General features: G+C 71.1%; 24 protein-coding genes and 1 pseudogene. 11 read left to right on the top strand and 14 right to left on the bottom strand.

Features of this window, described 5'->3' with window-relative positions:
* The first annotated feature begins 44 nt into the window (after positions 1 to 44).
* Positions 45 to 227: a DUF6480 family protein gene (locus ACIREO_RS24530; protein ID WP_404113777.1), complete on the top strand. Its 183-nt coding sequence runs from the start codon at positions 45 to 47 to the stop codon at positions 225 to 227.
* The gene (locus ACIREO_RS24525) at positions 224 to 838 is read left to right on the top strand and encodes an endonuclease (protein ID WP_404113775.1); all 615 of its coding nucleotides are present in this window, start codon (positions 224 to 226) and stop codon (positions 836 to 838) included. Before ACIREO_RS24530 ends, ACIREO_RS24525 begins: the two co-directional genes overlap by 4 nt.
* 6 nt (positions 839 to 844) lie before the next feature.
* Here ACIREO_RS24525 and ACIREO_RS24520 read toward each other — a convergent pair whose 3' ends face one another.
* The 8 genes from ACIREO_RS24520 to ACIREO_RS24485 form a co-directional block, all read right to left on the bottom strand.
* Positions 845 to 1,594: a hypothetical protein gene (locus ACIREO_RS24520; protein WP_404113773.1), complete on the bottom strand. Its 750-nt coding sequence runs from the start codon at positions 1,592 to 1,594 to the stop codon at positions 845 to 847.
* Positions 1,595 to 1,757: 163 nt separating this feature from the next.
* Positions 1,758 to 1,952 (bottom strand): hypothetical protein, encoded by a 195-nt coding sequence (locus ACIREO_RS24515; RefSeq protein WP_404113771.1) that lies wholly within the window; start codon positions 1,950 to 1,952, stop codon positions 1,758 to 1,760.
* A gap of 136 nt (positions 1,953 to 2,088) precedes the next feature.
* The gene (locus tag ACIREO_RS24510; protein ID WP_404113769.1) at positions 2,089 to 2,979 is read right to left on the bottom strand and encodes a phosphatidylinositol-specific phospholipase C/glycerophosphodiester phosphodiesterase family protein; all 891 of its coding nucleotides are present in this window, start codon (positions 2,977 to 2,979) and stop codon (positions 2,089 to 2,091) included.
* Positions 2,980 to 3,201: 222 nt separating this feature from the next.
* The gene (locus ACIREO_RS24505) at positions 3,202 to 4,323 is read right to left on the bottom strand and encodes an acyl-CoA dehydrogenase family protein (RefSeq protein ID WP_404113767.1); all 1,122 of its coding nucleotides are present in this window, start codon (positions 4,321 to 4,323) and stop codon (positions 3,202 to 3,204) included.
* Positions 4,320 to 5,510, bottom strand: a complete 1,191-nt coding sequence (locus ACIREO_RS24500; protein ID WP_404113765.1) for an acyl-CoA dehydrogenase family protein — start codon at positions 5,508 to 5,510, stop codon at positions 4,320 to 4,322. Before ACIREO_RS24500 ends, ACIREO_RS24505 begins: the two co-directional genes overlap by 4 nt.
* Positions 5,507 to 6,475 (bottom strand): NADPH:quinone oxidoreductase family protein, encoded by a 969-nt coding sequence (locus ACIREO_RS24495; protein ID WP_404113763.1) that lies wholly within the window; start codon positions 6,473 to 6,475, stop codon positions 5,507 to 5,509. The genes ACIREO_RS24500 and ACIREO_RS24495 overlap by 4 nt, the downstream gene beginning before the upstream one ends.
* Before the next feature lie 103 nt (positions 6,476 to 6,578).
* Positions 6,579 to 7,178, bottom strand: a complete 600-nt coding sequence (locus tag ACIREO_RS24490; protein WP_404113761.1) for a helix-turn-helix domain-containing protein — start codon at positions 7,176 to 7,178, stop codon at positions 6,579 to 6,581.
* A 71-nt stretch (positions 7,179 to 7,249) separates the two neighbouring features.
* Complete coding sequence (locus tag ACIREO_RS24485; protein WP_404113759.1) at positions 7,250 to 7,981, bottom strand: PIG-L deacetylase family protein; 732 nt, start codon at positions 7,979 to 7,981, stop codon at positions 7,250 to 7,252.
* 215 nt (positions 7,982 to 8,196) lie between these two features.
* On the opposite strand from ACIREO_RS24485, the gene ACIREO_RS24480 reads away from it, so the two are divergent.
* Positions 8,197 to 8,769, top strand: coding sequence for a rhodanese-like domain-containing protein (locus ACIREO_RS24480; protein ID WP_404113758.1), 573 nt, complete (start codon positions 8,197 to 8,199; stop codon positions 8,767 to 8,769).
* Positions 8,770 to 8,779: 10 nt separating this feature from the next.
* On the opposite strand, the gene ACIREO_RS24475 is transcribed toward ACIREO_RS24480, so the two are convergent.
* Complete coding sequence (locus tag ACIREO_RS24475; protein ID WP_404113757.1) at positions 8,780 to 10,081, bottom strand: alpha/beta fold hydrolase; 1,302 nt, start codon at positions 10,079 to 10,081, stop codon at positions 8,780 to 8,782.
* 105 nt (positions 10,082 to 10,186) lie between these two features.
* Here ACIREO_RS24475 and ACIREO_RS24470 point away from each other — a divergent pair, with 105 nt between their 5' ends.
* The 4 genes and pseudogenes from ACIREO_RS24470 to ACIREO_RS24455 all read left to right on the top strand — a co-directional run.
* Positions 10,187 to 11,350: an ABC transporter ATP-binding protein gene (locus ACIREO_RS24470; protein ID WP_404113756.1), complete on the top strand. Its 1,164-nt coding sequence runs from the start codon at positions 10,187 to 10,189 to the stop codon at positions 11,348 to 11,350.
* Between the two features lie 115 nt (positions 11,351 to 11,465).
* Positions 11,466 to 12,290 carry an aldo/keto reductase gene (locus ACIREO_RS24465; RefSeq protein WP_404113755.1) on the top strand — a complete coding sequence of 275 codons (825 nt, stop codon included), beginning with the start codon at positions 11,466 to 11,468 and terminating at the stop codon, positions 12,288 to 12,290.
* Positions 12,291 to 12,440: 150 nt separating this feature from the next.
* On the top strand, positions 12,441 to 13,415 hold the full coding sequence (locus ACIREO_RS24460) for an acetylxylan esterase (protein ID WP_404113753.1): 975 nt from the start codon (positions 12,441 to 12,443) through the stop codon (positions 13,413 to 13,415).
* Between the two features lie 136 nt (positions 13,416 to 13,551).
* Positions 13,552 to 14,299, top strand: a pseudogene (locus ACIREO_RS24455) (Gfo/Idh/MocA family protein); the annotation flags it as partial.
* 258 nt (positions 14,300 to 14,557) lie between these two features.
* On the opposite strand, the gene ACIREO_RS24450 reads toward ACIREO_RS24455, so the two are convergent.
* The 4 genes from ACIREO_RS24450 to ACIREO_RS24435 all read right to left on the bottom strand — a co-directional run bounded on the left by ACIREO_RS24450 (position 14,558) and on the right by ACIREO_RS24435 (position 17,452).
* Positions 14,558 to 15,505 carry an ABC transporter substrate-binding protein gene (locus ACIREO_RS24450; RefSeq protein WP_404114068.1) on the bottom strand — a complete coding sequence of 316 codons (948 nt, stop codon included), beginning with the start codon at positions 15,503 to 15,505 and terminating at the stop codon, positions 14,558 to 14,560.
* A gap of 2 nt (positions 15,506 to 15,507) precedes the next feature.
* Positions 15,508 to 16,185: an ABC transporter permease gene (locus ACIREO_RS24445; protein WP_404113751.1), complete on the bottom strand. Its 678-nt coding sequence runs from the start codon at positions 16,183 to 16,185 to the stop codon at positions 15,508 to 15,510.
* Positions 16,182 to 16,859, bottom strand: coding sequence for an ABC transporter permease (locus tag ACIREO_RS24440; protein WP_404113749.1), 678 nt, complete (start codon positions 16,857 to 16,859; stop codon positions 16,182 to 16,184). Before ACIREO_RS24440 ends, ACIREO_RS24445 begins: the two co-directional genes overlap by 4 nt.
* Before the next feature lie 149 nt (positions 16,860 to 17,008).
* Complete coding sequence (locus ACIREO_RS24435) at positions 17,009 to 17,452, bottom strand: nitroreductase family deazaflavin-dependent oxidoreductase (RefSeq protein ID WP_404113747.1); 444 nt, start codon at positions 17,450 to 17,452, stop codon at positions 17,009 to 17,011.
* A gap of 322 nt (positions 17,453 to 17,774) precedes the next feature.
* Between ACIREO_RS24435 and ACIREO_RS24430 the strand changes: the two genes are divergently transcribed.
* From ACIREO_RS24430 to ACIREO_RS24415, 4 genes are all read left to right on the top strand, one after another.
* Positions 17,775 to 19,136, top strand: a complete 1,362-nt coding sequence (locus tag ACIREO_RS24430; protein WP_404113745.1) for an FAD-dependent oxidoreductase — start codon at positions 17,775 to 17,777, stop codon at positions 19,134 to 19,136.
* 150 nt (positions 19,137 to 19,286) lie between these two features.
* Complete coding sequence (locus tag ACIREO_RS24425) at positions 19,287 to 19,907, top strand: L-threonylcarbamoyladenylate synthase (RefSeq protein WP_404113743.1); 621 nt, start codon at positions 19,287 to 19,289, stop codon at positions 19,905 to 19,907.
* Positions 19,908 to 20,019: 112 nt separating this feature from the next.
* Positions 20,020 to 20,211, top strand: a complete 192-nt coding sequence (locus tag ACIREO_RS24420; RefSeq protein ID WP_404113742.1) for a DUF6381 family protein — start codon at positions 20,020 to 20,022, stop codon at positions 20,209 to 20,211.
* A 178-nt stretch (positions 20,212 to 20,389) separates the two neighbouring features.
* Entirely contained in the window at positions 20,390 to 20,779 is a 390-nt protein-coding gene (locus ACIREO_RS24415; protein ID WP_404114067.1) for a DUF2267 domain-containing protein, read from the top strand.
* A gap of 3 nt (positions 20,780 to 20,782) precedes the next feature.
* Here ACIREO_RS24415 and ACIREO_RS24410 read toward each other — a convergent pair whose 3' ends face one another.
* Positions 20,783 to 21,790: an MsnO8 family LLM class oxidoreductase gene (locus ACIREO_RS24410; RefSeq protein ID WP_404113740.1), complete on the bottom strand. Its 1,008-nt coding sequence runs from the start codon at positions 21,788 to 21,790 to the stop codon at positions 20,783 to 20,785.
* Positions 21,791 to 21,930 lie beyond the last annotated feature (140 nt).

The raw sequence follows: 21,930 nt of genomic DNA, 5'->3' as shown, positions 1-21,930 counted from the left end.
GCGCCGGTCTCGCGATCCTGGCCACATGGAGAGAGGGTGGAGACATGGCTATCTCACTCACGCCCCCGGGGGAGACGCCTCCCGCCGAGGGCTGCATAAGCGAAGCACACGTCGAGCGTGCCGACGGTGGCATCTGGGAACACCCCGTCCTCTGGGCGACCGTGGTGCTGCTGGGCTCAGCCGTCGTCGCCGGATACTTCATCGCACGAATCTTCGGCTTCACATGAGCGCGCGCCGGACTCTGGACGCGTTGCTGGAGCGGCACGGCACCACCTTTGCCGCCGAGGCGGGTATCCGGCTGCGTGACACCCCTCAGCCCCTGTACCAACTGCTCGTCCTGAGCCACCTGCTGAGCGCTCGGATCCGTGCACAGGTGGCGGTGGCCGCCGCGCAGGCACTCTTCTCGCATCGGCTGCGCACGCCGCGCCGCATGGCCGACGCCACGTGGCAGGAGCGCGTCGACGCGCTGGGCGAGGGCGGCTACCGCCGGTACGACGAACGTACGGCGACCCAGCTGGGAGACGGTGCACTCCTCCTGCTCGACTCGTACGGCGGGGACCTTCGACGCCTGCGCCGGGAGGCCGACGGGGACACGGACGCACTGCGCGCGGGGCTCCGCCGCTTTCCCGGCATAGGGCCGGCGGGCGCCGACATCTTCCTTCGCGAGGTGCAGACGGTATGGCCCGAGACGGCGCCCTACCTCGACACGAAGGCGCTCCAGGGAGCCGAACAGCTGGGGCTGCCCACGACACCGGGCAAGCTCATCCGGCTGGCGAAGGACCAGGACCCGGCTGTACTCGCCGCGGCGCTGGTGCGGGGTGCGCTGGACAAGAGCTGAGCCCGCTCAGCCTGTCGGCCGCCGCTTGCCCGGCTTCGTGGAGCGGCCTTCCACCAGTGCTCGCCGGATCTGCGCGGCTGCGGCACGGACGTGCTCCGACGTGGCCGTCCGGTCGGCCACCGAGGTGACGAAACGGTGGGTGGGGCGCAGACACTCGCCGCACGGGGTGTCCGTGGTGATCAGGTAGCCGTCCTCGCACTGGGGATTCGCGCAGTGGGCGGGGCCCACCAGCGCCTCGGCGATCTCCTGCGGCGCCCAGCGGCGCCGGCCGTCCTCGTCCTTCTCGTGGAGGGCATGGGACCAGCGGACGTTCCACCGGCGTTCGAGCCGCTCCAGAAGCTGGTCCGGGGTGCGCCGGGCGAGTTCCTGGTGGATCAGATCGTGCACCGTACGGGGGTGGCGGTGACCGAGTGCCTGGACCAGCGGTTGCGGAAGGGCCTGAAGGATGTAGCCGACCGGATCGCCGGCCGCGCGCTCGCGCCACTTGCGGCAGGTGCAGGGGCCGTCGGCGGGCAGCGCACGCTGGCATCGGCCGCACCGGCCGCGGCATTCCGCGCAGAGCCCGTCGTCGAGCCCGTCCAGGTGGGGCGCGGGGGCCCGGCCGCAGTCACGGCAGCAGGCGGCGCAGGGGCCGCAGAGGCGCTCGTCGCCGAGTTTCGTCGTCCACTGGCGCTGCTGGCAGCGACAGCACAGTGCGTTGTTGCAGTACTCGTGGTGGGCGGCACCCGAGTGCCGTCCGGGGGACGGGAATGACATGGAATGCGTTCTCCAGGTGCGTGGCAAGGATCGGTCAGGTCCAAGCCATGTCGACGAAGCGCGCGCAGGGGCCCTCGGACGACGGTATCGCCCCGGTCGGGTCCTGTGCGGCACTGTGCCGCGATCCGGTCGACATTCTCCCGCACCCGGACGGTGCGTGTGGTCAGGGCCTCAGGCCACTGACGACGTTCGCGGTGGCGGTGATCCCTTCGTGGATGGTGGGAGCCATGCTCGTACCCGCGAGAAAGAATCCCAGCAGGGCGCAGACGATCGCGTGCGAGACCTTGAGTCCGCCGTTGCGCAGGAAGATCACTGCGAGGATCAGCAGAAGCAGCACCACTGAGATCGAAATGGCCATGGCCAACCTCCTCCGCCGCGCCGGAATTGCGGCATTCGGCCGCCAGTGTGGCGCAGCGGAGGGGCCGTTCGGCGAACTGGCGTGTCCGCCGAACGGGTGTTGACGCACGGTGACCGGACGCGACTGCCGGCGCCGGTCAGCCGGTCCTGCGACTGCTGGCCCCGCGTCGGCGCAGGAACGTCTCGAGCCCTGCCAGATCGTCGGTGTTGAGGTGGTCGACGCCCGCGGCGACGAGCTCGGTCCAGACGGCATCGCGTTCCGGGCCCGCGAGGTCGGGCGTGCCCCAGAAGCGGACCCGCTGTCCGTCGGCGTGGGCCGATGCGACGAACGTGCCCAGCCTGTCCCGCTCGGCGGCGGGGAAGGGCCCTGTCCCCTGCCAGCTGAAGCTCGTGGCCCAGTTGCCGCTGATGAGAGGGATGAAGGAGGCGGGGGCCGCGGTGCCGAGGTCCTCGGGCCGGCCGTCGTAGAAGGCGTACCGGGTGGCCTGTGCCTCCATCGGGACGCGGGCGGCCCGGTCGCCCGAGATGACGGCGGTCACCGCACCGGTCCGGACCCGGCCATGGACGGAGCGGGTGAGGATCCGGCGGTAACGGCGGAGCACCCTGTCGAGCTGTAGGTAGGTGGCGGCGCCGTCGGTCTTGATGTCGATCAGCAGCTGCAGCGGGTCCCGGTGCCCGGCGTGGACGGAACCGTGGTTGGCGCGGATCCGTGCGACCAGGGGGTCGAGGTAGAGCGAGGCGAGGGTGCGCGCGGGGTCGAGACTCTCGGCCTCGTGGGCGACGAGCAGTTCGCCGTCGACGAGGAAGACGTCCGCCTCGACGCTGGTGAAGCCGTGCCCGAGTGCGTCGTGGAGAGGGCGCGGGTGCAGGTAGTCGTTGTGGGCGTGGGCCCGCGCCAGAGGTCGGGGGCCACGGGGGCGGGTGGTCGCGGTGGGTGCCGCGGCGGCTGCCTGGGCGGGGATGAAAGCTCCCGCGGCGGCGGTGGCGAGGGCGGTGGTGACGACTCTGCGACGGGTCAGGTGTGCCATGGGGTCTCCCTGAAGCGGTCGGGCGGGCAGAGCGGGCGGGGGGACGCGATGAGTATGGAGCCCCGGACGGAACGAAAGGCAGGTACCTGCCAAGAGTTGGAACGCCCGTCGTCCACGCGTCGGTTGCGCTGTGCCTGCTGTTTTCCTGCTCACCGCGCCGGACACCGCAGGGCATGACGGGGCGGGGGCACGTGTGATCACGCACCCCCGCCCCGCACCGCTTCACGGAGCCGGAAGCTCCACCAGCCCGGCCACGGCCTCACGGTGGTGTCCCGCCGTGCCGTACGCGATCGAGTCGGCCTTGGCCCGCTTCAGATACAGATGCGCGGGGTGCTCCCAGGTCATGCCGATCCCGCCGTGCAGCTGGACGCACTCCTCCGCCGCGTGGACCGCGACCCCGGAGCAGTACGCCTGCGCCACGGCGACCGCGAGCGGAGCGTCCGGACTGCCGGTCGCCAGCGCGTCCGCGGCGTTGCGGGCGGCGGCACGCGCGGAGACGACCTCCAGCCACAGCTCCGCCATCCGGTGCTTGAGCGACTGGAACGAGCCCACCGGCCTGTTGAACTGGTGACGTTCACGGGTGTACCGGACGGTCTCGGTCAGACACCACTCGGCCAGGCCGAGCTGCTCGGACGCGAGCAGCCCCGCACCGGCCAGCAGGCCCCTGGTCAGGGCCGCTGCCGCTGGGCCCGCGTCCGCGATGAGGGTGCCGGTGGCGCCGGTGAGGGTGACCGTGGCGAGCGGCCGGGTCAGGTCGAGCGGGACGAGCGGCTGTGCGGCGACGCCGTCCCCGCCGGTCTCCACCGCGTAGAGCCCCTTCTCGGTGGGCACCAGCAGCACGTCGGCCGTCGCCGCCTCCGCGACGCCGGTCACGGTCCGCTCCAGGGCTCCGGTCATCGCCGCCGCTCCCTCGGCGGGGGGCGTGGCGAACGGCAGCGCGAGCACGGCGACCTTGCTGCCCGTCGCCAGTTCACCGAGGAGTCCGGCGGCCGGGCCGTCCTCGGCACTCAGCGCGAGAAGGATCTCGGTCGCGACGACAGCGCTCGTCAGGTACGGCGCCGGGGCGACACTGCGCCCGAGCTCCTCCAGGACCACAGCGGCCTCACGGTGGGTAGCACCCTGGCCTCCGAGCTTCTCCGGGACCAGCAGACCCGCTGCCCCGATCCCCGTGGCCAGCGATTCCCACAGCCGCAGGTCGTACGGCGTGTCGGACTCGATCGCCGCGATCACCTTCGGCGCGTCGGCCCTGTCGGCGAGCAGCGAACGCACGGCGGACCGCAGGTCTTCCTCGGCCTCCGAGTAGAGCAGGCCGGGCGACTGGGCGGCTTCGGTCTGTGCGGTCATCGGGCAAGATCCTTCCAGGCGACGTCCTTGTCGTTGCGCGGCTCGACGGGCAGACCGAGGACGCGCTCGGCGACGATGTTGAGCAGGACCTCGCTCGTACCGCCCTCGATGGAATTGCCCTTGGACCGCAGATAGCGGTAGCCGGCGTCGCGTCCGGTGAAGTCGACCAGCTCCGGGCGACGCATGGTCCAGTCGCTGTACAGCAGGCCTTCGTCACCGAGGAGTTCGACCTCCAGGCCGCTGATCTCCTGGTTGAGGCGGGCGAAGGCGAGCTTCATGCCGGACCCCTCGGGCCCGGGCTGTCCGGCGACAAGCTGCTGACGCAGGCGTTCACCGGTGAGCCTGGCGACCTCGGCCTCGACCCACAGCGTGAGCAGCCGCTGGTGGAGGTCGTGGGTGCGCAGGCCGGGCTGTGCGCGCCAGGTCTTCGCGACGGCGCCGATCATGCCGCCCTCGCGGGGGATGCGGGCTCCGCCGATGGACACGCGCTCATTCATCAAGGTGGTCCGGGCGACCTTCCACCCGTCACCGACCGGGCCCAGGCGCCTGCTGTCCGGGATGCGTACGCCGGTGAGGAAGACCTCGTTGAACTCCGCCTCGCCGGTGATCTGACGCAGCGGGCGCACCTCGACACCGGGGTCCGACATGTCGCAGATGAAGTAGCTGATACCACGGTGCTTGGGGACGTCCGGATCGGTGCGGGCGATCAGGATCGCCCAGCGGGCCACATGGGCGCTGGACGTCCAGACCTTCTGCCCGTCCACCACCCAGTCCTCACCGTCGCGGACGGCGCGGGTGCCCAGTGCGGCGAGGTCGGACCCGGCGCCGGGCTCGCTGAAGAGCTGGCACCACACCTCCTCGCCGACCCACAGCGGGCGCAGGAAGCGCTGTTTCTGCTCCTCGGTGCCGTAGCCGAGGACGGTCGGAGCGGCCATGCCGAGCCCGATACCGATGCGGCGCGGGTCGTTGTCCGGGGCACCGGCGGCGGCCAGTTCCGCGTCGACGACGGGCTGCAGGGAGCGTGACGCGTCGAGTCCGCCCAGCCCGGCGGGATAGTGCACCCAGGCCAGACCGGCGTCGAAGCGCGCCTTGAGGAAGTCGGTGCGGCCGGTGGTGGCCGGCGGGTGGGCCGCCAGCAGCTCCTGGGTGAGGCGGCGGATCTCCGCCGCGTCGATGACGGCGCTCATCGGGTGCCTCCTGACGGCAGGACGACGATACGGCCGGTGCTGGTGCCGTCGGCGACCCGCTGGACGGCTCGCGCCGCGTCGGCCATGGGGACGCGCTCGCTGATCAGCGGCTTGATGACTCCCTGTGCCGCGAGCTTGGTGAGCTCGTCGTGGCAGGAGCGGACGGCGGCGGGGTCCTTGGTGTTGTACAGACCCCAGTGGAGTCCGGCGATGGAGTAGTTCTTCACCAGGGCGTGGTTGAGGCCCGGTGTCGGGATGACTCCGCTCGCGAAGCCGACCACCACGACACGGCCCTCGAAGGCGATGCACTTGACGGACTTGGCGTAGGCGTCCCCGCCGACCGGGTCGTAGACGACGTCCGCGCCGCGTCCGCCCGTGGCCTCCTTCACCGCGGCGACGATGTCCTCGCTCCGCCGGTCGATGACCAGGTCACAGCCGAGCTCTCGGGCGGTCGCGGCCTTGTCAGGGCCGCCGACGACCCCGATGACGGTTGCGCCGGCGGCCTTGCCGAGCTGGACGGCCGCGCTTCCGACGCCACCCGCGGCGGCATGCACCAGCAGTGTCTCGCCGGCCTGCAGACGTGCGCGCCGGTGCAGCCCGAACCAGCCGGTCTGGTAGCCGATGTGCAGTGCGGCGGCCTCGGCGTCGTCAAGTGCGTCGGGGGCCGGCAGCAGGGCCGCCTCGTCCGCCACGACGTACTCGGCGAAACCGCCCCTCGGGAGGGCGGGGGTGGCGAGCACCCGGCGCCCGTCCTCCGTCTCGCCGCAGACCTCCACACCGGGAGTGAAAGGCAGCGGGGGCCTGACCTGGTACTGGCCGCGGCAGAGCAGCGCGTCGGGGAAGTTGATGTTCGCCGCCCGCACCTCGAGCAGCACCTGCCCGTCCCCGGGGGTCGGCCGGTCCGTCTCATCGAGCTCCATCACCTCGCTCGGCTCGCCGTTCCGGTGCACTCGCCATGCCTGCATGAGGGGCCTCCACAACACTGTCGGCATTACCACTGCTCCGCCGCATACTAAGCGGTCGCTTGCCAGTCTGGGAACACCTCGCGCCCACCCGGCCCGGACCCGTTCACGACTGTTTGGGCTTTGCCCTTACGTGCATCCGCTCCCCCTGCGGCCCGAACAGGCTGAGGAATTCGACCGGCTCGTCGCCCGCGGGGCCGAACCAGTGCGGGAGCCTGGTGTCGAACTCGGCGGCCTCACCAGGAGCCAGGACCAGGTCGTGCTCGGCGAGCTTGAGCCGCAGCCGCCCGTTGAGCACGTACAGCCATTCGTAACCCTCGTGGGTGCGCTGCTCGGGCGCCTCGGTGCAGGACGCCTCCTGAATGACCTTGTACGCCTGGAGACCACCCGGCCGTGCCGTGAGCGGCAGGGAGGTCTTCGCGCCGTGCACGATCGGTTTCGCCTTGACCCTCGGATCACCGACCGGCGGCGCCCCGACGAGATCATCGAGCGGCACCTCGTGGGCCCTGGCGATGGGAAGCAGCAGCTCCAGGCTGGGACGCCGGCCACCGGATTCGAGGCGTGACAGCGTCGAGACGGAGATTCCCGTCGCCTCGGAGAGCCCTGCGAGTGTCACACCACGGTCCTTGCGCAGCCGCCTCAGACGTGGGCCGACTCCGGTGAGCACAGCGTCGAGTTCAGGGTCGCCCTGGTTCTGTTCCGTCATGACCCCATTGCAGAATCAGCAATCCTCTTTGTCAATCAGCGCCCGCGGCGGGAGCCGGGCCCACCATGCGGTCAGCGGGGGAAGACCTCGAAGGTGACGGCCGGACGGCCGCCGAAGCGCTCGGCGGCCGCGCCGGTGGTACTCGTCAGGAACGTGCGGCAGTACGCCTCCGGATCCTCGTCCGTCAGCACCTCGATATAGGTGCGATGGGCCAGCAGCGACCGGACGGAGCGCTCGAACCCGGGTGTCGCGTCGACCGCGTGGGTGGGCCGGTCGGTGCCCGCCACGGCGACCCAGCGCACCCCGTCCCACGGCGCGAGTCCCTGCTCACCCAGTTCGGGGAAGATCCAGCGGTTGCCCGCGTCACCCGCGGCGTCCAGGGTGGCCCGGCCCACCGCCCGGTGATCCGGGGTGTTCCAGGCGACGCCGCCCCAGGTGTCACGGTGGTTGAGAGTGATGAGCAGTTCGGGCCGGTGACGGCGGACGGCCGCGGCGATGTCGCGGCGCAGAGCCGCGCCGTATTCGATGACACCGTCCCGGTGGTCGAGGAACTCCACGGCGGAGACGCCGACGGCCGCGGCGCTCTCGCGCTGTTCCTGTTCCCGCAGTGGAGCACACTCGTCAGGGGCGATCGTGTCGATCCCTGCCTCTCCCCGGCTCGCCAGAAGGTAGGTGACCTCACGCCCCTCGTCGGTCCAGCCGGCCACGGCTGCGGCGCAGCCGTACTCCAGGTCATCAGGGTGGGCGACCACGGCCAGGGCGCGGCGCCAGTCCGTGGGCATGGGTTCCAGCTGCTGTGTCATACGCGGCAGGCTATCCAGCGGAAGGGAACGGATGCGTGCATTCCGGAGGCGGTTCGGGGCAGGGGGCCAGTAGCCGCTCCGGTCGGACGCGTACGAAGCCCGGCCGCGTGGAGCCGGAGCTCGAAATACCCCTGGGGGTATTGTTGCCGTCCGGGGCACAGAGGCGGGCAGGACCCAGGCCCGCCCCGCTCCGGCGACCGAAAGGAACCCCGCCCGTGATCAGCCCCGCCACCCTCTCCCCCTCCGAGGCCGCAGCCCGGCTGGAGGAGTTCACCGTCATCGACGTCCGGGCCCCCGGCGAATACGCCTCCGGGCACGTGCCCGGCGCCCTGAACATTCCGCTCGACCGGCTGACCGAGGCGGTGCCCGCCCTGAAGTCGGCCTCCGCCCGCGGCTCCCTGCTGGTGGTGTGCGCCTCCGGTGTGCGGTCCACCCGTGCCTGCGAGATCCTCGCCGACGCCGACATCGACGCTGCCACGCTGACCGGTGGGACCTCCGCCTGGGAGGGCGACGGGCACGGGCTGGACCGCCCTGTCGGCGCCCGGACGACCTGGCCGATGGAGCGCCAGGTGCGTCTCGCCGCCGGTTCGCTGGTGGTGGCCGGCCTGGTGGCCGGCCGGCGTTTCCCGGCGGCGCGGTGGCTTTCGGCCGGCATCGGCGCCGGACTCGTCTACTCCGCGGTGAGCAACACCTGCGGCATGGCCGCCGCGCTCTCGAAGCTGCCGTACAACCAGGCGCCGCAGTCGGCGGCCGGCCTGGACGCCACGCTGGACGCGCTCCAGGGGTGACCGCGTACCGCTAGCGGTCGCTCTCTCCCCGCACGAGGGCAAGCAGCCGGTCCAGTACGTGGGGGCCTCCCGCGCGCACGCCGTCGTGCTCGTACTCGCTGGTCACCCACGTGCGCAGCCCGCGGATCGAGGATGCGGTGCGCAGCGCGTGGCCGGTGTCCACGTACATGTCGTCGTGGTAGACGGCGGCGGCCACCGGCACCTCGTTGGCCGCGAGCCGCCCGGCGTCGTACAGGACGGGCCAGTCGGTACGGGCGGCGAGCAGCTCCGCCGTCTCGCGCAGGGGGCGCAGCGCGGGGTCGACGTCGAAGTGCCAGGGGTGGATGCTCTCTCCGGTGAAGAGCACGGGGCCGTCGCCCGCCAGCGCGGCGGCGGCGTCGAACTGCGGAAACTCGGCGCGGACGCGTTCGGCGGCCCAGTCCGTGGGCCGCGCGCCCTGGCCGTAGATCGCCTCGTGCATCAGGGCGTACAGCGGGTGGCCGGCGAAGGAGGTGGAGGTGCGCATGGCCTCCTGGAAGGCGTCGGACAGCTCGGTGCCGTGCGGGCCTTCGACGAAGGCGTTCTCCAGGAGGTAGTGCAGCTGGTGGCTGCCGTTGCCGCCGCCCAGCATGATGCCGAGGGACTGGAACCCCTCGGGGGTCAGCGTGTGCCCGGCGCTGTCCGGGCGGTGCTCGGCGAGGTATGCGGCGATCTCGCGGGCGCGGGCGATGTCCTGCGGGTAGCGGGCGTAGTGCGCCGCCACCTTGCGCTCGATCCGCGGATAGCCGGCCCGGTAGACGTCGTCGGCGTGCGCGTCCAGGGAGGGCAGGCCGCCGGTGATCAGGACGGCCTCGAGCCCTTCCGGGGCGGCGGACAGGTAGCGGACGGCGCAGAAGCCGCCGAAGGACTGCCCCAGGACGGTCCAGGGCGCGCCGCCTGTGAGCCGGGGGCGGATCAGTTCGCAGTCGCGGACGATGCTGTCGGCACGGAAGTGGGCGAGGTAGTCGGCCTGCTCGCGCGCGCCGCCGCGCACGGGCAGGGTCTGCCGGTTGGCCGGGGTGGAGAGGCCGGTGCCCCGCTGGTCCAGGAGCAGCACACGGAACTCCCGCACCGCCCGCCCCAGCCAGGCCTCGGTGCCCACGAAGCGGCGGGCGCCGAAGCCGGGGCCGCCTTCCAGGTAGACCAGCCACGGCAGCTGCTCAGCGCCCTTCCCGCTCGCCACGGCCTCACGGCCGAAGATCTCGATCGTCTCGCCGCCCGGATCGTCGTGGTCGAGGGGGACCGTGAAGCTTCGGTCGGTGAGGACGATGCCTGGCTGGCGAAAGCTGTTCAAGGGAGCTCCTGTATCCGGTGTTTCCCGGACAGTTCAGCACATCGCCGTGACCCGGTCGGTCGCGGCCCGTGTGCGTGCCGCCGCGGCGGCTCCTACCGTGCACTCATGATCCGGTTCGAGCAGGTCAGCAAGGTCTATCCGGACGGCACGACTGCTGTGGACGGGCTGTCCTTCGAGGTCGGCGAGGGGGAACTGGTCACACTCGTCGGGCCTTCCGGCTGCGGCAAGACGACCACGATGATGATGGTGAACCGGCTGATCGAGCCGACCTCCGGCCGGATCATGGTGGGCGGTGAGGACATCTCGGCGATCGACCCGGTGAAACTGCGCCGCCGGATCGGTTACGTGATCCAGCAGGTCGGGCTGTTCCCGCACCGGACCGTGCTGGACAACACGGCGACCGTCCCGGCCCTGGTCGGATGGAAGCGCGCCCGGGCGCGGGCGCGTGCCGCCGAGCTGCTCGATCTGGTGGGGCTCGACCCGAAGACGTACGGCCCGCGGTATCCGGCCCAGCTCTCCGGCGGTCAGCGCCAGCGGGTGGGGGTGGCCCGGGCTCTGGCGGCGGACCCGCCGGTGCTGCTGATGGACGAGCCGTTCGGCGCCGTGGACCCGGTGGTGCGCGAGCGCCTGCAGAACGAGTTCCTCAAGCTGCAGTCGACGGTGAGGAAGACCGTTCTGCTCGTGACGCACGACATCGAGGAAGCGGTGCGGATGGGTGACAGGATCGCGGTGTACGGCGAGGGGCGCATCGAGCAGTACGACAGCCCCGGCGCCGTACTCGGCACCCCCGCGACGCCGTACGTGGCACGGTTCGTGGGATCCGACCGCGGCCTGAAACGCCTGTCGGTCACCGCGGTCGAGCCGGACGACCTGGAGGAGCCTCCGGTCGCCCGCACCGGCGAACCGGCGCATACGGCGGCCGCGCGCCTGGACTCCGTGGGCGCACGGTGGGCGGTCGTCCTGAACAGCGGCGGCGAGCTGCACGGCTGGGTGGCGGCGGATGCCCTGCGGGGTGCCGGGCAGGACAGCACCGTGGGCGGCCTGGCCCGGCGCATGGACGCGTGGGTGCCGGTCGGGTCCCCGCTGAAGCAGGCGTTCAGCGAGATGCTGCAGCACGACGCCGGGTGGGTCGCGGTGCTGGACGGGGCGAGGTTCCTCGGCGTCCTGACCCCGGCGAAGCTCCACGAAGCGCTACGCCGGTCGGTGGACGCGGACGCGCAGGGGGTGGGGCGCGACCAGGTGCGGTTCGACTCGATCGCCGATGCCTGAAGAGCCTCGTCTGCTTTACCGGCGTTTGCCTTTAACCCGCGTATGCAATTATTGTTGGCGCCCGTAACCATCGTACGCAGATCAGCCCGGTCCGACACCACGAGAGGCACCACCCATGTCCACGGTCCCCACCGTCACGCTCAACAACGGCGTCACGATTCCGCAGCTCGGCTTCGGCGTATTCCAGGTCCCCGACGACGAGACCACCGCCGCGGTCACCGCCGCACTGGAAGCGGGTTACCGCTCCATCGACACCGCCGCCGTGTACGGCAATGAGGCCGGCGTGGGCCGCGCGCTCGCCGAGTCCGGCCTCGCCCGCGACGAGCTGTTCGTGACGACGAAGCTCTGGAACGCGGACCAGGGGTACGGCGCCACTCTCGCCGCGTTCGAAGCCAGCCTGGCCAAGCTCGGCCTCGACCATGTGGATCTCTACCTCATCCACTGGCCCACCCCGGCCCGCGACCTCTACGTCGACACCTGGCGCGCCCTGGAGAAGCTGCTTGCCGACGGCCGGATCCGGGCCGCCGGTGTCTCCAACTTCCAGCCGGCGCACCTGCGCCGCCTGCGGGAGGAGAGCTCCCTGGTCCCGGCCGTCAACCAGATCGAGCTGCACCCCGGACTCCAGCAGAGCGAGCTGCGAGCCGTGCACGCGGAGCACGGCATCGCCACCGAGGCCTGGAGCCCACTGGCACATGGCGCACTGCTGGACGACCCGGCACTCGCGTCTCTCGCCGAACGACACGGGAAGACGTCTGCCCAGGTGGTTCTGCGCTGGCACCTCCAGCTCGGCAATGTCGTGATCCCCAAGTCGGTCACGCCCTCGCGGATCCGGCAGAACCTCGACGTCTTCGGCTTCGAGCTGTCGGCCGCCGACATGGACGCGATCGCGGGCCTGGACCGTGGCATGCGCACGGGCCCGGACCCCGACACCCTCAACTGACCCTCGTTGGCGACTGCCGCCGCCCCCGGGCCGCGCGAACAGGCCGGACGGGCAACGGCTTTTCCCACCATTCGAGAGCTTGTTGACGTTCGGGCCGACCGTCGTACGGTGTGACCATTCATTCACTCCCACGGCATGAGGCGGTCACACATGGCCCTGTTCGATCTTCCCCTCGACGAACTGCACTCCTATCGCAGCCGGTCGGTGGAGCCCGAGGACTTCGACGCGTTCTGGTCGGCCACGCTCGAGGAGGCCAGAACCCACGACCTGGACGCCCGCTTCGAGCCGCGCACCGGCCTCGGTCTCGTCACGGTCGACGTCTACGACGTGACGTTCGCGGGGTTCGGCGGCCATCCCGTCAAGGGATGGTTCGTCATACCGGCCGGGACGACCGAACCCCTGCCGGTGGTCGTGGAGTTCATCGGGTACGGCGGGGGGCGGAGCCTGCCCCACACCCACCTCCTCTGGGCCTCGGCCGGCATGGCCCACTTCGTGATGGACACCCGGGGCCAGGGCAGCGGCTGGGCCCCGGGTGACACCGCCGACCCGGTGGGCTCCGGCCCGTCCCTGCCCGGATTCATGACCCAGGGCATCGAGGACCCGTCGACGTACTACTACCGCAGGGTGATCACCGACGCCGTACGCGCGGTGGAGGCCGCCCGCTCGCACCCCCTGGCCGACGCGTCCCGCACCGCCGCGGTCGGCGCGAGCCAGGGCGGCGGTCTCGCCCTCGCGGTCGGCGGGCTGGTGCCGGACCTGGCGGCCGTCGCTCCGGACGTGCCGTTCCTCTGCGACTTTCCCCGGGCGACCCGGATGACCGACCGCAAGCCGTACCGCGAGATCGGCGACTACCTCAAGACGCACCGGGGCCGGGCCGAGCAGACCGACAGGACGCTCGCCTACTTCGACGGGGTCCACTTCGCCGCGCGGGGGCGGGCACCCGCGTTGTTCTCCGTGGCCATGGAGGACCTGACCTGCCCTCCCTCCACGGTGTTCGCCGCCTTCAACGCGTACGCCCACGCCGAGAAGGAGATCGAGGTGTACGACTTCAACGACCACGAGGGCGGCGGCCCCTTCCAGCACGCCGTGCAGCTCACGCGGCTCCCGCCGCTCCTCAAGGCCTGACCCGGGCACGCGGCCCGAACCCCTTGACCCGCTTCGCACGCGGAGCCTGGATTTCCGAGGAGAAAGCGCTTGCTGCCAGGTGGGCGCGCCCTCTCTCATCGCCTGAAGGGGTGTCTGTCACGACCAGCAATCCCTCGCGTCGGAAGCCGGTGCGGGTGCGCGTGCGCGTGGCAGCCGTCTGCCCGCGCTGACCGCACTCGCCGCCGGGCAGCCGTTGGAGATCGTCTCAGCGGTCGATGTCGACGCGGCGTCGGTCGGGACGTTCTGCGAGGACGCGGGGATCGCCCGCCCGTACACCGGCCTCGACCGGATGCTGGACGAACAGCGCCCGGACCTGGTCACGCTCGCCACCCCGCCCCGGTTCCACCGCGACCAGACTATGGCCGCGCTGCGCGCAGGGGTGTGGGTGTGGTGCGAGAAGCCGCCCTGCCCGTCGTTGGAGGACTTCGACGCGATCGAGGCTGCGGAGTGCTCCGGTGGCGCCGGGCCGTACTCGGCGATCGTGCTCCAGCACCGCTTCGGCTCGGGCGCCCGGCTCGTCCGGGAGCTGCTCGCGGGCCAGGCCACGGGCCGGCCGCTGGTGGCCCACGATGGATCTGCTGCTCGACCTGCTCGGTCCCTGGGCGGAGATCCGCGCGATGGCGGGGCGGCTGGTGCACGCCGTGGAGACGGAGGATGTCTCCAGGGCGCTCGTCCGCTTCGAGAACGGCGCGGTGGCCACCGTGGTGAACAGCGTGCTCAGCCCGGACGAGGTCAGTCGGATCCGGATCGACTGCGAACGCGCGACGGTCGAGCTCACCCATCTGTACGGGCATCGCAACGCGGACTGGCGGATCACTCCGGCCCCCGGAGTGGCATCCGAAGACGCGGACGCCTGGCGGGACCAGTGGGCCTGGTCCACCGGCACGGCGACGACATCGCCGTCGCCTCGGCGGGAAGCGGGGTGGCACTGCTGCGCCACGTCTACCGGACCGGCAGGCTCCCTGGCTCGCGTACTGCGGTGAGCACGACGAGGCGGACGGGCACGCGACGTGCTGGGCCCGGGGGCGACCCTGGCCCGCCGCTACCGGATGCGGTCGCCGACGACGCCTGGGACCGCGACCGCGTCGCCTCCGTGGTCGGCGGACTGTCCTGGTAGCCGTTCAGCTCTTCGGGATCAGCTTCTCGGACTCCAGGTATGCCCGCGCGACGTCCTCGGGGAGCCTGCGCCAGCTGTCGACCTGTTCGTTCATCCGGGCCAGGTCGGCGGTCGTCAGAGCGGTGTTGAGCTTTCCCAGGGCGTCCCGTACCCCGGCGCTGCCCGCCCTGGCGCGGTTCACGACCGGGACCAGGTAGTCGGCGTTCTGCAGGCGCTTGTCGTCGGCCAGCAGAACGAGGCCGAAGTCGTCCAGAGTGGCGTCGGTCGTGGTGGTCAGGACCATCTGGTCCTGACCACGCTGGACCGCCTGTTTCGCCTGAGTGGTGCCGACACCCTTGGGGTCGACGGCGGTGATGTCGATGCCGTACGTCTTCCTCAGGCCTGGAGCGCAGTACGGGCGCTGCACACATTCGTCTCCCGCGGCCAGCCGGACGGGCAGGCCCGATCGCCCGAGGTCGCCGAGCGTCTTCAGCCGGTGCTTCGCGGCATACGCCCGGGAGACCGCGAAGGCGTTCTGGTCGACGGCGCGTCCGGGGTCGAGGACGGTAAGACCCCGGGGCGCGGCGAGACGCCGCAGGGCTTTCATGGTCGTATTCAGGTCGGGCGAGCCGACCGGTGCGGCATCGGGCCCGTGCGCCTTGGCGTTGAGCCAGTCCGCGAACGTCGCGGCGTATTCGGGTACGACGTCGATCTGGCCGCTCTCCAGGGCCGGTTCGTAGATCTCCCGGTTGGTGACGGAGATGATGCGCGCCGAGTAGCCGGCCTGCTCCAGCAGCAGCGCGTACATCTGGGCGAGCAGGTCGCTCTCGGTGAAGCCCGCCGAGCCGATGGTCAGGTGCTTGCTGTCTCCGGGCGGCGCCGTGACGTCGCCCTGGCTCTCCAGGCTGGGCCCCGTGGTGCAGGCGGCGGCGAGCAGGAGCACGGACAGGAGACGGGTGAATCCCCACAACACTCTCACGCCGCCTCCCGTCCGCGGTTCCGGCCGGACGCCAGCCGCAGTCCCGCCTCGAAGAGCCCCTCGACCAGCAGGGCGAACACGGCGACGAGCACGGCTCCGGCGACGACCTGCGGTGTGGACGCCAGGTTGAATCCTGCCGTGATGATCCGGCCGAGCCCCCCGCCGCCGACGAGTGCCGCCAGGGTGGCGGTGGCGACGAGTTGCACGGCTGCGATGCGCACGCCCGTGAGGACGAGCGGGAGGGCGAGGGGCAGCTCCACCTGCCGCAGCATCTGCCGCCCGGTCATCCCCATCCCCCGGGCCGCCCGCACGACGTCGGGGTCGACCTCGCGCATCCCCACGTAGGCGTTGGTGAGGAGCGGCGGGATCGAGAACAGGACCAGCGCGATGATCGTCGGCCCCTGGTCCCACCGGCCGACCGGGGTGAGCAGCAGCAGGACGAGTACGGCGAAGGTGGGGACCGCGCGTCCGATGTTGGAGAGGTTGACGGCCAGTGCGCCGCCCTTGCCGATGTGGCCGAGCCAGAGGGCGACCGGCAGGGCGATGGCGCAGCTGATCAGCAGGCAGACCACGGTGAGGAAGAGGTGTTCGCCGAGCCGGTTCCAGATGCCGTCGGGTCCGGACCAGTGGGCGGAGGTGGTGAGCCAGGACCAGGCGTCCGCGAGGGTGTTCACGAGGTCCTCCTGGTCCAGGGCGTCAGCAGCCGTTGCGCTCCCAGGAGCAGCAGGTCGGCGGCGACGGCGATGACCACGCAGAGGACGGATGCGGTGAGCACCTGCGCCTTGAAGTAGGTGTTCATGCCGGAGTAGATGAGGTTGCCCAGTCCGCCGAACCCGACGATCGCGCCGACCGTGACGAGCGAGACGGCGGACACGGCGGCGACCCGCAGCCCGGCCATCGCGGCGGGCAGGGCGAGTGGGAGCTCGACCGTGAGGAGCAGCCGTAGGGGGCCGTAGCCCATGCCGCGCGCGGCCTGCCGGGTCTCTTCGGGGACGGCGCGCAGTCCGGCGAGGATGTTCCGTACGAGGAGGGTCAGCGAGTACAGCACGAGGCCGGCGACGACGAGCGCGGCGGACAGTCCGTACACGGGGAGCAGCAGCGAGAACATCGCGAGCGAGGGAATCGTGTACAGGACCGTGGTCACGCCGAGCACCGGCCCGGCCGCCCAGCGCCGGTGGCGGGCCGCCAGGGCGAGTGGCACGGCGATCACGAGTCCGAGCAGCACGGACAGGGCGGTCAGCTGGAGGTGCTGGAGCGTGGCGTCCAGGAGGATCTCACGCCGACTGGTGAGGTAGGCGCCGCAGATCCACTCATTGCGCGCGAGGCAGTCGTCGGGGGGCGCGGTCACCTGCCCATTGGATCCGGGGCCGCGAAGCGCCCGCGCGGCGTGCTCGGCCGTTCGGAGGAAGGCGCGTACGGGATCCGGGGTGGGCAGGACCGGGTCAGCCCGCCCTGCACACCCTCCGGATCCCGGCCGCCCCGCTCACCGCTGTCGTCTCAGCTCTTCCCGGCCGGGGAGAGGACGAACACGGGAATCTCCCGGTCGGTCTTCGTCTGGTAGTCGGCGTAGTCGGGGAACGCCTCGACGGCGCGCTCCCACCACAGGGCCTTCTCCTCCCCCGTGACCTCGCGGGCGACCATGTCCTGCCGTACGGTCCCGTCCCTCAGCTCCACCTCGGGGTCGGCTTGTACGTTGTGGTACCAGACGGGGTGCTTGGGGGCTCCGCCCAGGGAGGCGACCACGGCGTACTCCCCGTCGTGCTCGACCCGCATGAGCGGGGTCTTGCGGACCTTGCCGCTCTTGGCGCCGCGCGTCGTCAGGAGAATGACGGACATGCCGCGCATGGTGGTTCCCTGTGTTCCGCCGGAGCTCTCGATGAGCTCGACCTGCTCACGGACCCACGTCGTCGGGCTCGGCTCGTACTCGCCCTCGATCGGCATGACACATGTCCTCTCGTCGGAGTGCTGTGGTCCTGTGCCCATCATGGCTCCGCCGTGGGCCGGCGGCGCGCAAGGACACCGGCGTACAGCCTGCCCGTCGGCGGGCGTCTCATTCTCTGGAACCCCGTGAGACGGCTGAGGACGGATCCACTCACAGAATCAGGGTCTCTTCATACCCATACGTACCTTTATTTCCGATATATGCACTCGCCCCGCCCCGGGGGCTTCCTGGCGCAGGCCGTACCGTGGGGGCAGCGGAGTAAGCCAAGCCTTACCCCGCTGCACTCTGCCCGTGCTCGTCCGCCCTAAGGAACAACACTCCATGACACGCCCCGTCCGCGTCGCCATCGTCGGAGCCGGTCCTGCCGGAATCTACGCAGCGGACGCGCTTCTCAAGTCCGAGGCCGCCCAGGAGCCGGGCGTATTGATCGACCTGTTCGAGCGCATGCCGGCTCCCTTCGGTCTGATCCGTTACGGCGTGGCTCCGGACCACCCGCGGATCAAGGGCATCGTCAAGGCGCTGCACCAGGTCCTGGACAAGCCGCAACTGCGGCTGTTCGGCAACATCGACTACCCCGACGACATCGGCCTGGACGACCTGCGGTCCTTCTACGACGCCGTGATCTTCTCCACCGGCGCCGACGCCGACCGCGCCCTCGACATACCCGGGATCGAGCTCGAGGGCTCCTACGGTGCCGCCGAATTCGTCGCCTGGTACGACGGGCACCCGGAGGTCCCGCGCACCTGGCCGCTGGAGGCCGAGAAGGTCGCCGTGCTCGGCGTCGGCAACGTGGCCCTGGACGTCGCGCGCATCCTCGCGAAGACGGCGGACGAGCTGCTCCCGACCGAGATCCCCGCGAACGTCCACGACGGGCTCAAGGCGAACAAGGCGCTCGAGGTGCACGTCTTCGGACGGCGCGGGCCGGCGCAGGCGAAGTTCAGCCCGATGGAGCTGCGCGAGCTGGACCACTCGCCGAACATCGAGGTCATCGTCAACCCCGAGGACATCGACTACGACGAGGGTTCGATCGCCACCCGACGGGAGAACAAGCAGGCCAACATGGTCGCCTCCACGCTGGAGAACTGGGCGATCCGGGACGTGGGCGACCGCCCCCACAAGCTGTTCCTGCACTTCTTCGAGTCCCCCGTGGAGGTCGTCGGCGAGGACGGCCGCGTCGTCGGTCTGCGCACCGAGCGCACGGAGCTGGACGGCACGGGCAACGTCAAGGGCACGGGCCGCCACACGGACTGGGACGTGCAGAGCGTCTACCGCGCGGTCGGTTACTACTCGGAGGAGCTCCCGAAGCTGCCCTTCGACGTGGTCTCCGGCACCGTGCCGCACGCGGCCGGCCGTGTACTGGCCGGCGACGAGCCGATGCCCTCGGTGTACGTCACCGGGTGGATCAAGCGCGGTCCGATCGGCCTGATCGGGCACACCAAGGGCGACGCCAACGAGACCGTCGCCTGCCTGCTGGAGGACCACGCCGCAGGGCGGCTGCCCGCCCCCACGCAGCCGGGTCCGGACGCGATCGTCGACTTCCTGGAGCAGCGCGGCATCCGGTACACCACCAAGGAGGGCTGGTACCGCCTGGACGCCCACGAGCAGGCGCTCGGCGCCGAACAGGGCCGTGAGCGCATCAAGGTCGTCGAGCGCGCGGCCATGCTGGACGCTTCCGGAGCCTGACGGCCCGTCGGCCGCTCCGCGCCCTGCCACCCCTTCCGAGGGGCGGCAGGGCGCGGTGCTTTCCAAGGGCTTGCCACAAGGCGCCCGGCCGCCCCGCACCTCGCACGCCGTAACCGGAACGTGGATGCCCCGAGGCCGTAGACTCGCCGAATGGCCAAGTACTTCGATGTGCACCCCGAGAACCCCCAGCGCCGCACCATCACCAACGTGGCCGAGAGCATCCGGTCCGGCGCCCTCGTCGCGTATCCCACCGATTCCTGTTACGCCCTGGGCTGCCAGCTCGGCAGCCGCGACGGGATCGACCGCATCAGGTCGATCCGGAACCTCGACGACCGCCACCACTTCACCCTGGTGTGCCAGAACTTCGCGCAGCTCGGCCAGTTCGTCCAGGTCGACAACGACGTCTTCCGCACGATCAAGGCGGCGACGCCCGGGAGTTACACCTTCATCCTTCCCGCCACCAAAGAGGTGCCGCGGCAGCTGTTGCACCCCAAGAAGAAGACCGTCGGCGTCCGGATCCCGGATCACACCGTCACGCAGGCACTCCTGGCCGAGCTCGGCGAGCCGCTGCTGTCCAGCACGCTGCTCCTGCCGGACGAGGAGGAGCCGCTGACGCAGGGCTGGGAGATCAAGGAGCGCCTCGACCACGTCGTGGACATCGTGCTCGACTCCGGCGACTGCGGCACGGAGCCGACCACCGTCATCGACTTCTCCGGTGGCGAGCTGGAGGTCGTACGCCGGGGAGCCGGAGACCTGTCCAGGTTCGAGTAGGGCACCGCACTCACGGTCACTCCGCACTTCCGGCACCCCCGCTGAGATGCGCGCACCCCCGGGTGCCTGGTTCGGTGGAACGGTCCGCTCCGCCCAGCGCCAGGGAGTGATCATGAGCGAGTCAGACGACGTACGGGGCAGTCTTCAGCAGATGCGCGGCCAGGCCGAGGATCTCGAGAAGGCCGCCGAGCAGGCCACCGATCCCGCCGAACGCCAGCGGCTGAAGGACGAAGCGCACCGGCTCGAATCCCGGAGTGTGCAGGTCAGCGGCATGGCGAGCGGGGACATCTACCCCATGGAGTAGCCCGGGTGACGCAGCTCCCGCGGCTGCGGACCGGGGCTCCGCTTGCCGTCGCCGGTGTGAGGTGTTAATACCGGAATTGTAGGCATATGCGGTGGATGCGCGGAGGGCGGGGCACGGGCTTCCCCTCCCCCCGCCCCGCTCTCCGCCCGCGCTCCGCGAAGGGGAACCCGTGACGTACATGAGATGGCAGCCGTTCCTGGAAGCCGTCCAGGAACGCGGCGATTACCCATCGGGCCTGGAGGCCGAGCGGGCGTCACGCGTGGTGCTGGCCCTGCTGGGGGCCCATCTGGTGGGCGAGGAGCGCAACGAGCTGGCCGCCCGGCTGCCGGAGACCTTCGCTCTCATCCTCCTCAACCCTCTGCAGGCCGCCGAACCGCTCAGCTCCGAGCGCTTCGTGCGTGCTGTCTCCGCCTGGATCGAGGGCGCGAACGAGGAGACGGCGGCCTGGGACACGAGCGCCGTGCTCAGCGTGGTGGCCGAGGCCTCCGGCGAGGAACTGCTCCAGCGTGTACTGCTGCAACTCCCCCCGGGGTACGACCTCTTGTTCGGCCACCCTTCCGGAGCCTGACGTTCAGCCGAGCCGCGCGATCCGCGCGAGACGCCGCATCGAGTCCACCAGAGCCTCCCGGTCGTACGTGCTGGTGGTGACCAGCACCTCGTCCGCACCGGTCTCCTTGATCACCAGTTCCAGTCCGGCCGCAACCATGTCCTCCGTACCCGCCAGGTGTCCGCGCAGTCCGTTCTCGAACAGCCCGCTCTCCTTCTCCGTCATGGCCAGCCCCTCGATCCGCTCGGCCGGTGCCAGCGGCGGGAAGCTTCCGTGGGTCCGTGAGTACGCCATGGACCAGGCTTCGGGGACGAGCAGCCGCCGCGCCTCCTCCTCGGTGCCGGCGACCGCGACGGTGCCGGCCACCACCACGTACGGCTCCTGACCCCATGGGGAAGGTCGGAAGCCACTGCGATAGGCCTCGACGGCCCGAATCAGCTTGTCGCGGCCGCGGAGATCGCCGACGACCAGCGGCAGACCGGCGGACGCGGCGATGGCGGCGCCTTCGCCCGTCGCCAGGACGTAGGGAGGGATGCGCAGCCCCTCGGCGGGACGGGCGTGGACCTGGGGGTGGGCCCGCTGAGTGCCGTCCAGCCATCCGAGGAGCTCGGCCAGCCGGGTGGCGAAGGCGTCGGCGTCCTCCTTGTCCCGGCCGAGGGCCCTGCGGATCCCGTCGGTGAAGCCGACCGAACGCCCGAGCCCCATGTCGATCCGGCCGGGGAAGAGCGAGGCGAGCACCCCGAACTGCTCGGCCACGACGAAGGGCTGATGGTTCGGGAGCATCACGCCACCGGTGCCCACCCTGATGGTCGAGGTCGCGGCGGCGACGGCGGCGGCCAGCACCGTCGGCGCCGAGCCGGCCACACCGGGCACGCCGTGGTGCTCGGACACCCAGAAGCGGTGGTAGCCGAGGGCCTCCGCGGTGCCTGCCAGCGCGACGGTGTCCCGTAGTGCCTGCGGGCCGTCATGACCCTCACGCGTGCGGGATCGGTCGAGGAAGGAGATGCGGGTCGATGCGATGGAAGGGCTCACGCATGGTTCAACACCACAGGCGCGCGGGGATTCCCATCGATGTCCTCCCGCACCCCTCCTGCCCCCGTCCACGAGTGGCGGCGGGCTCCCCCGGCGTCGTGAGCGCGTTCTCGCGCTGACCGAGACCCGCCGGGCGGGCG

Origin of the sequence: Streptomyces sp. NPDC102441 (assembly GCF_044765585.1) — a bacterium.
Classification (GTDB): Bacteria; Actinomycetota; Actinomycetes; order Streptomycetales; family Streptomycetaceae; genus Streptomyces.
Note: the sequence above shows the minus strand (reverse complement) of the source record. Positions and strands in the feature narration are given on the sequence as shown.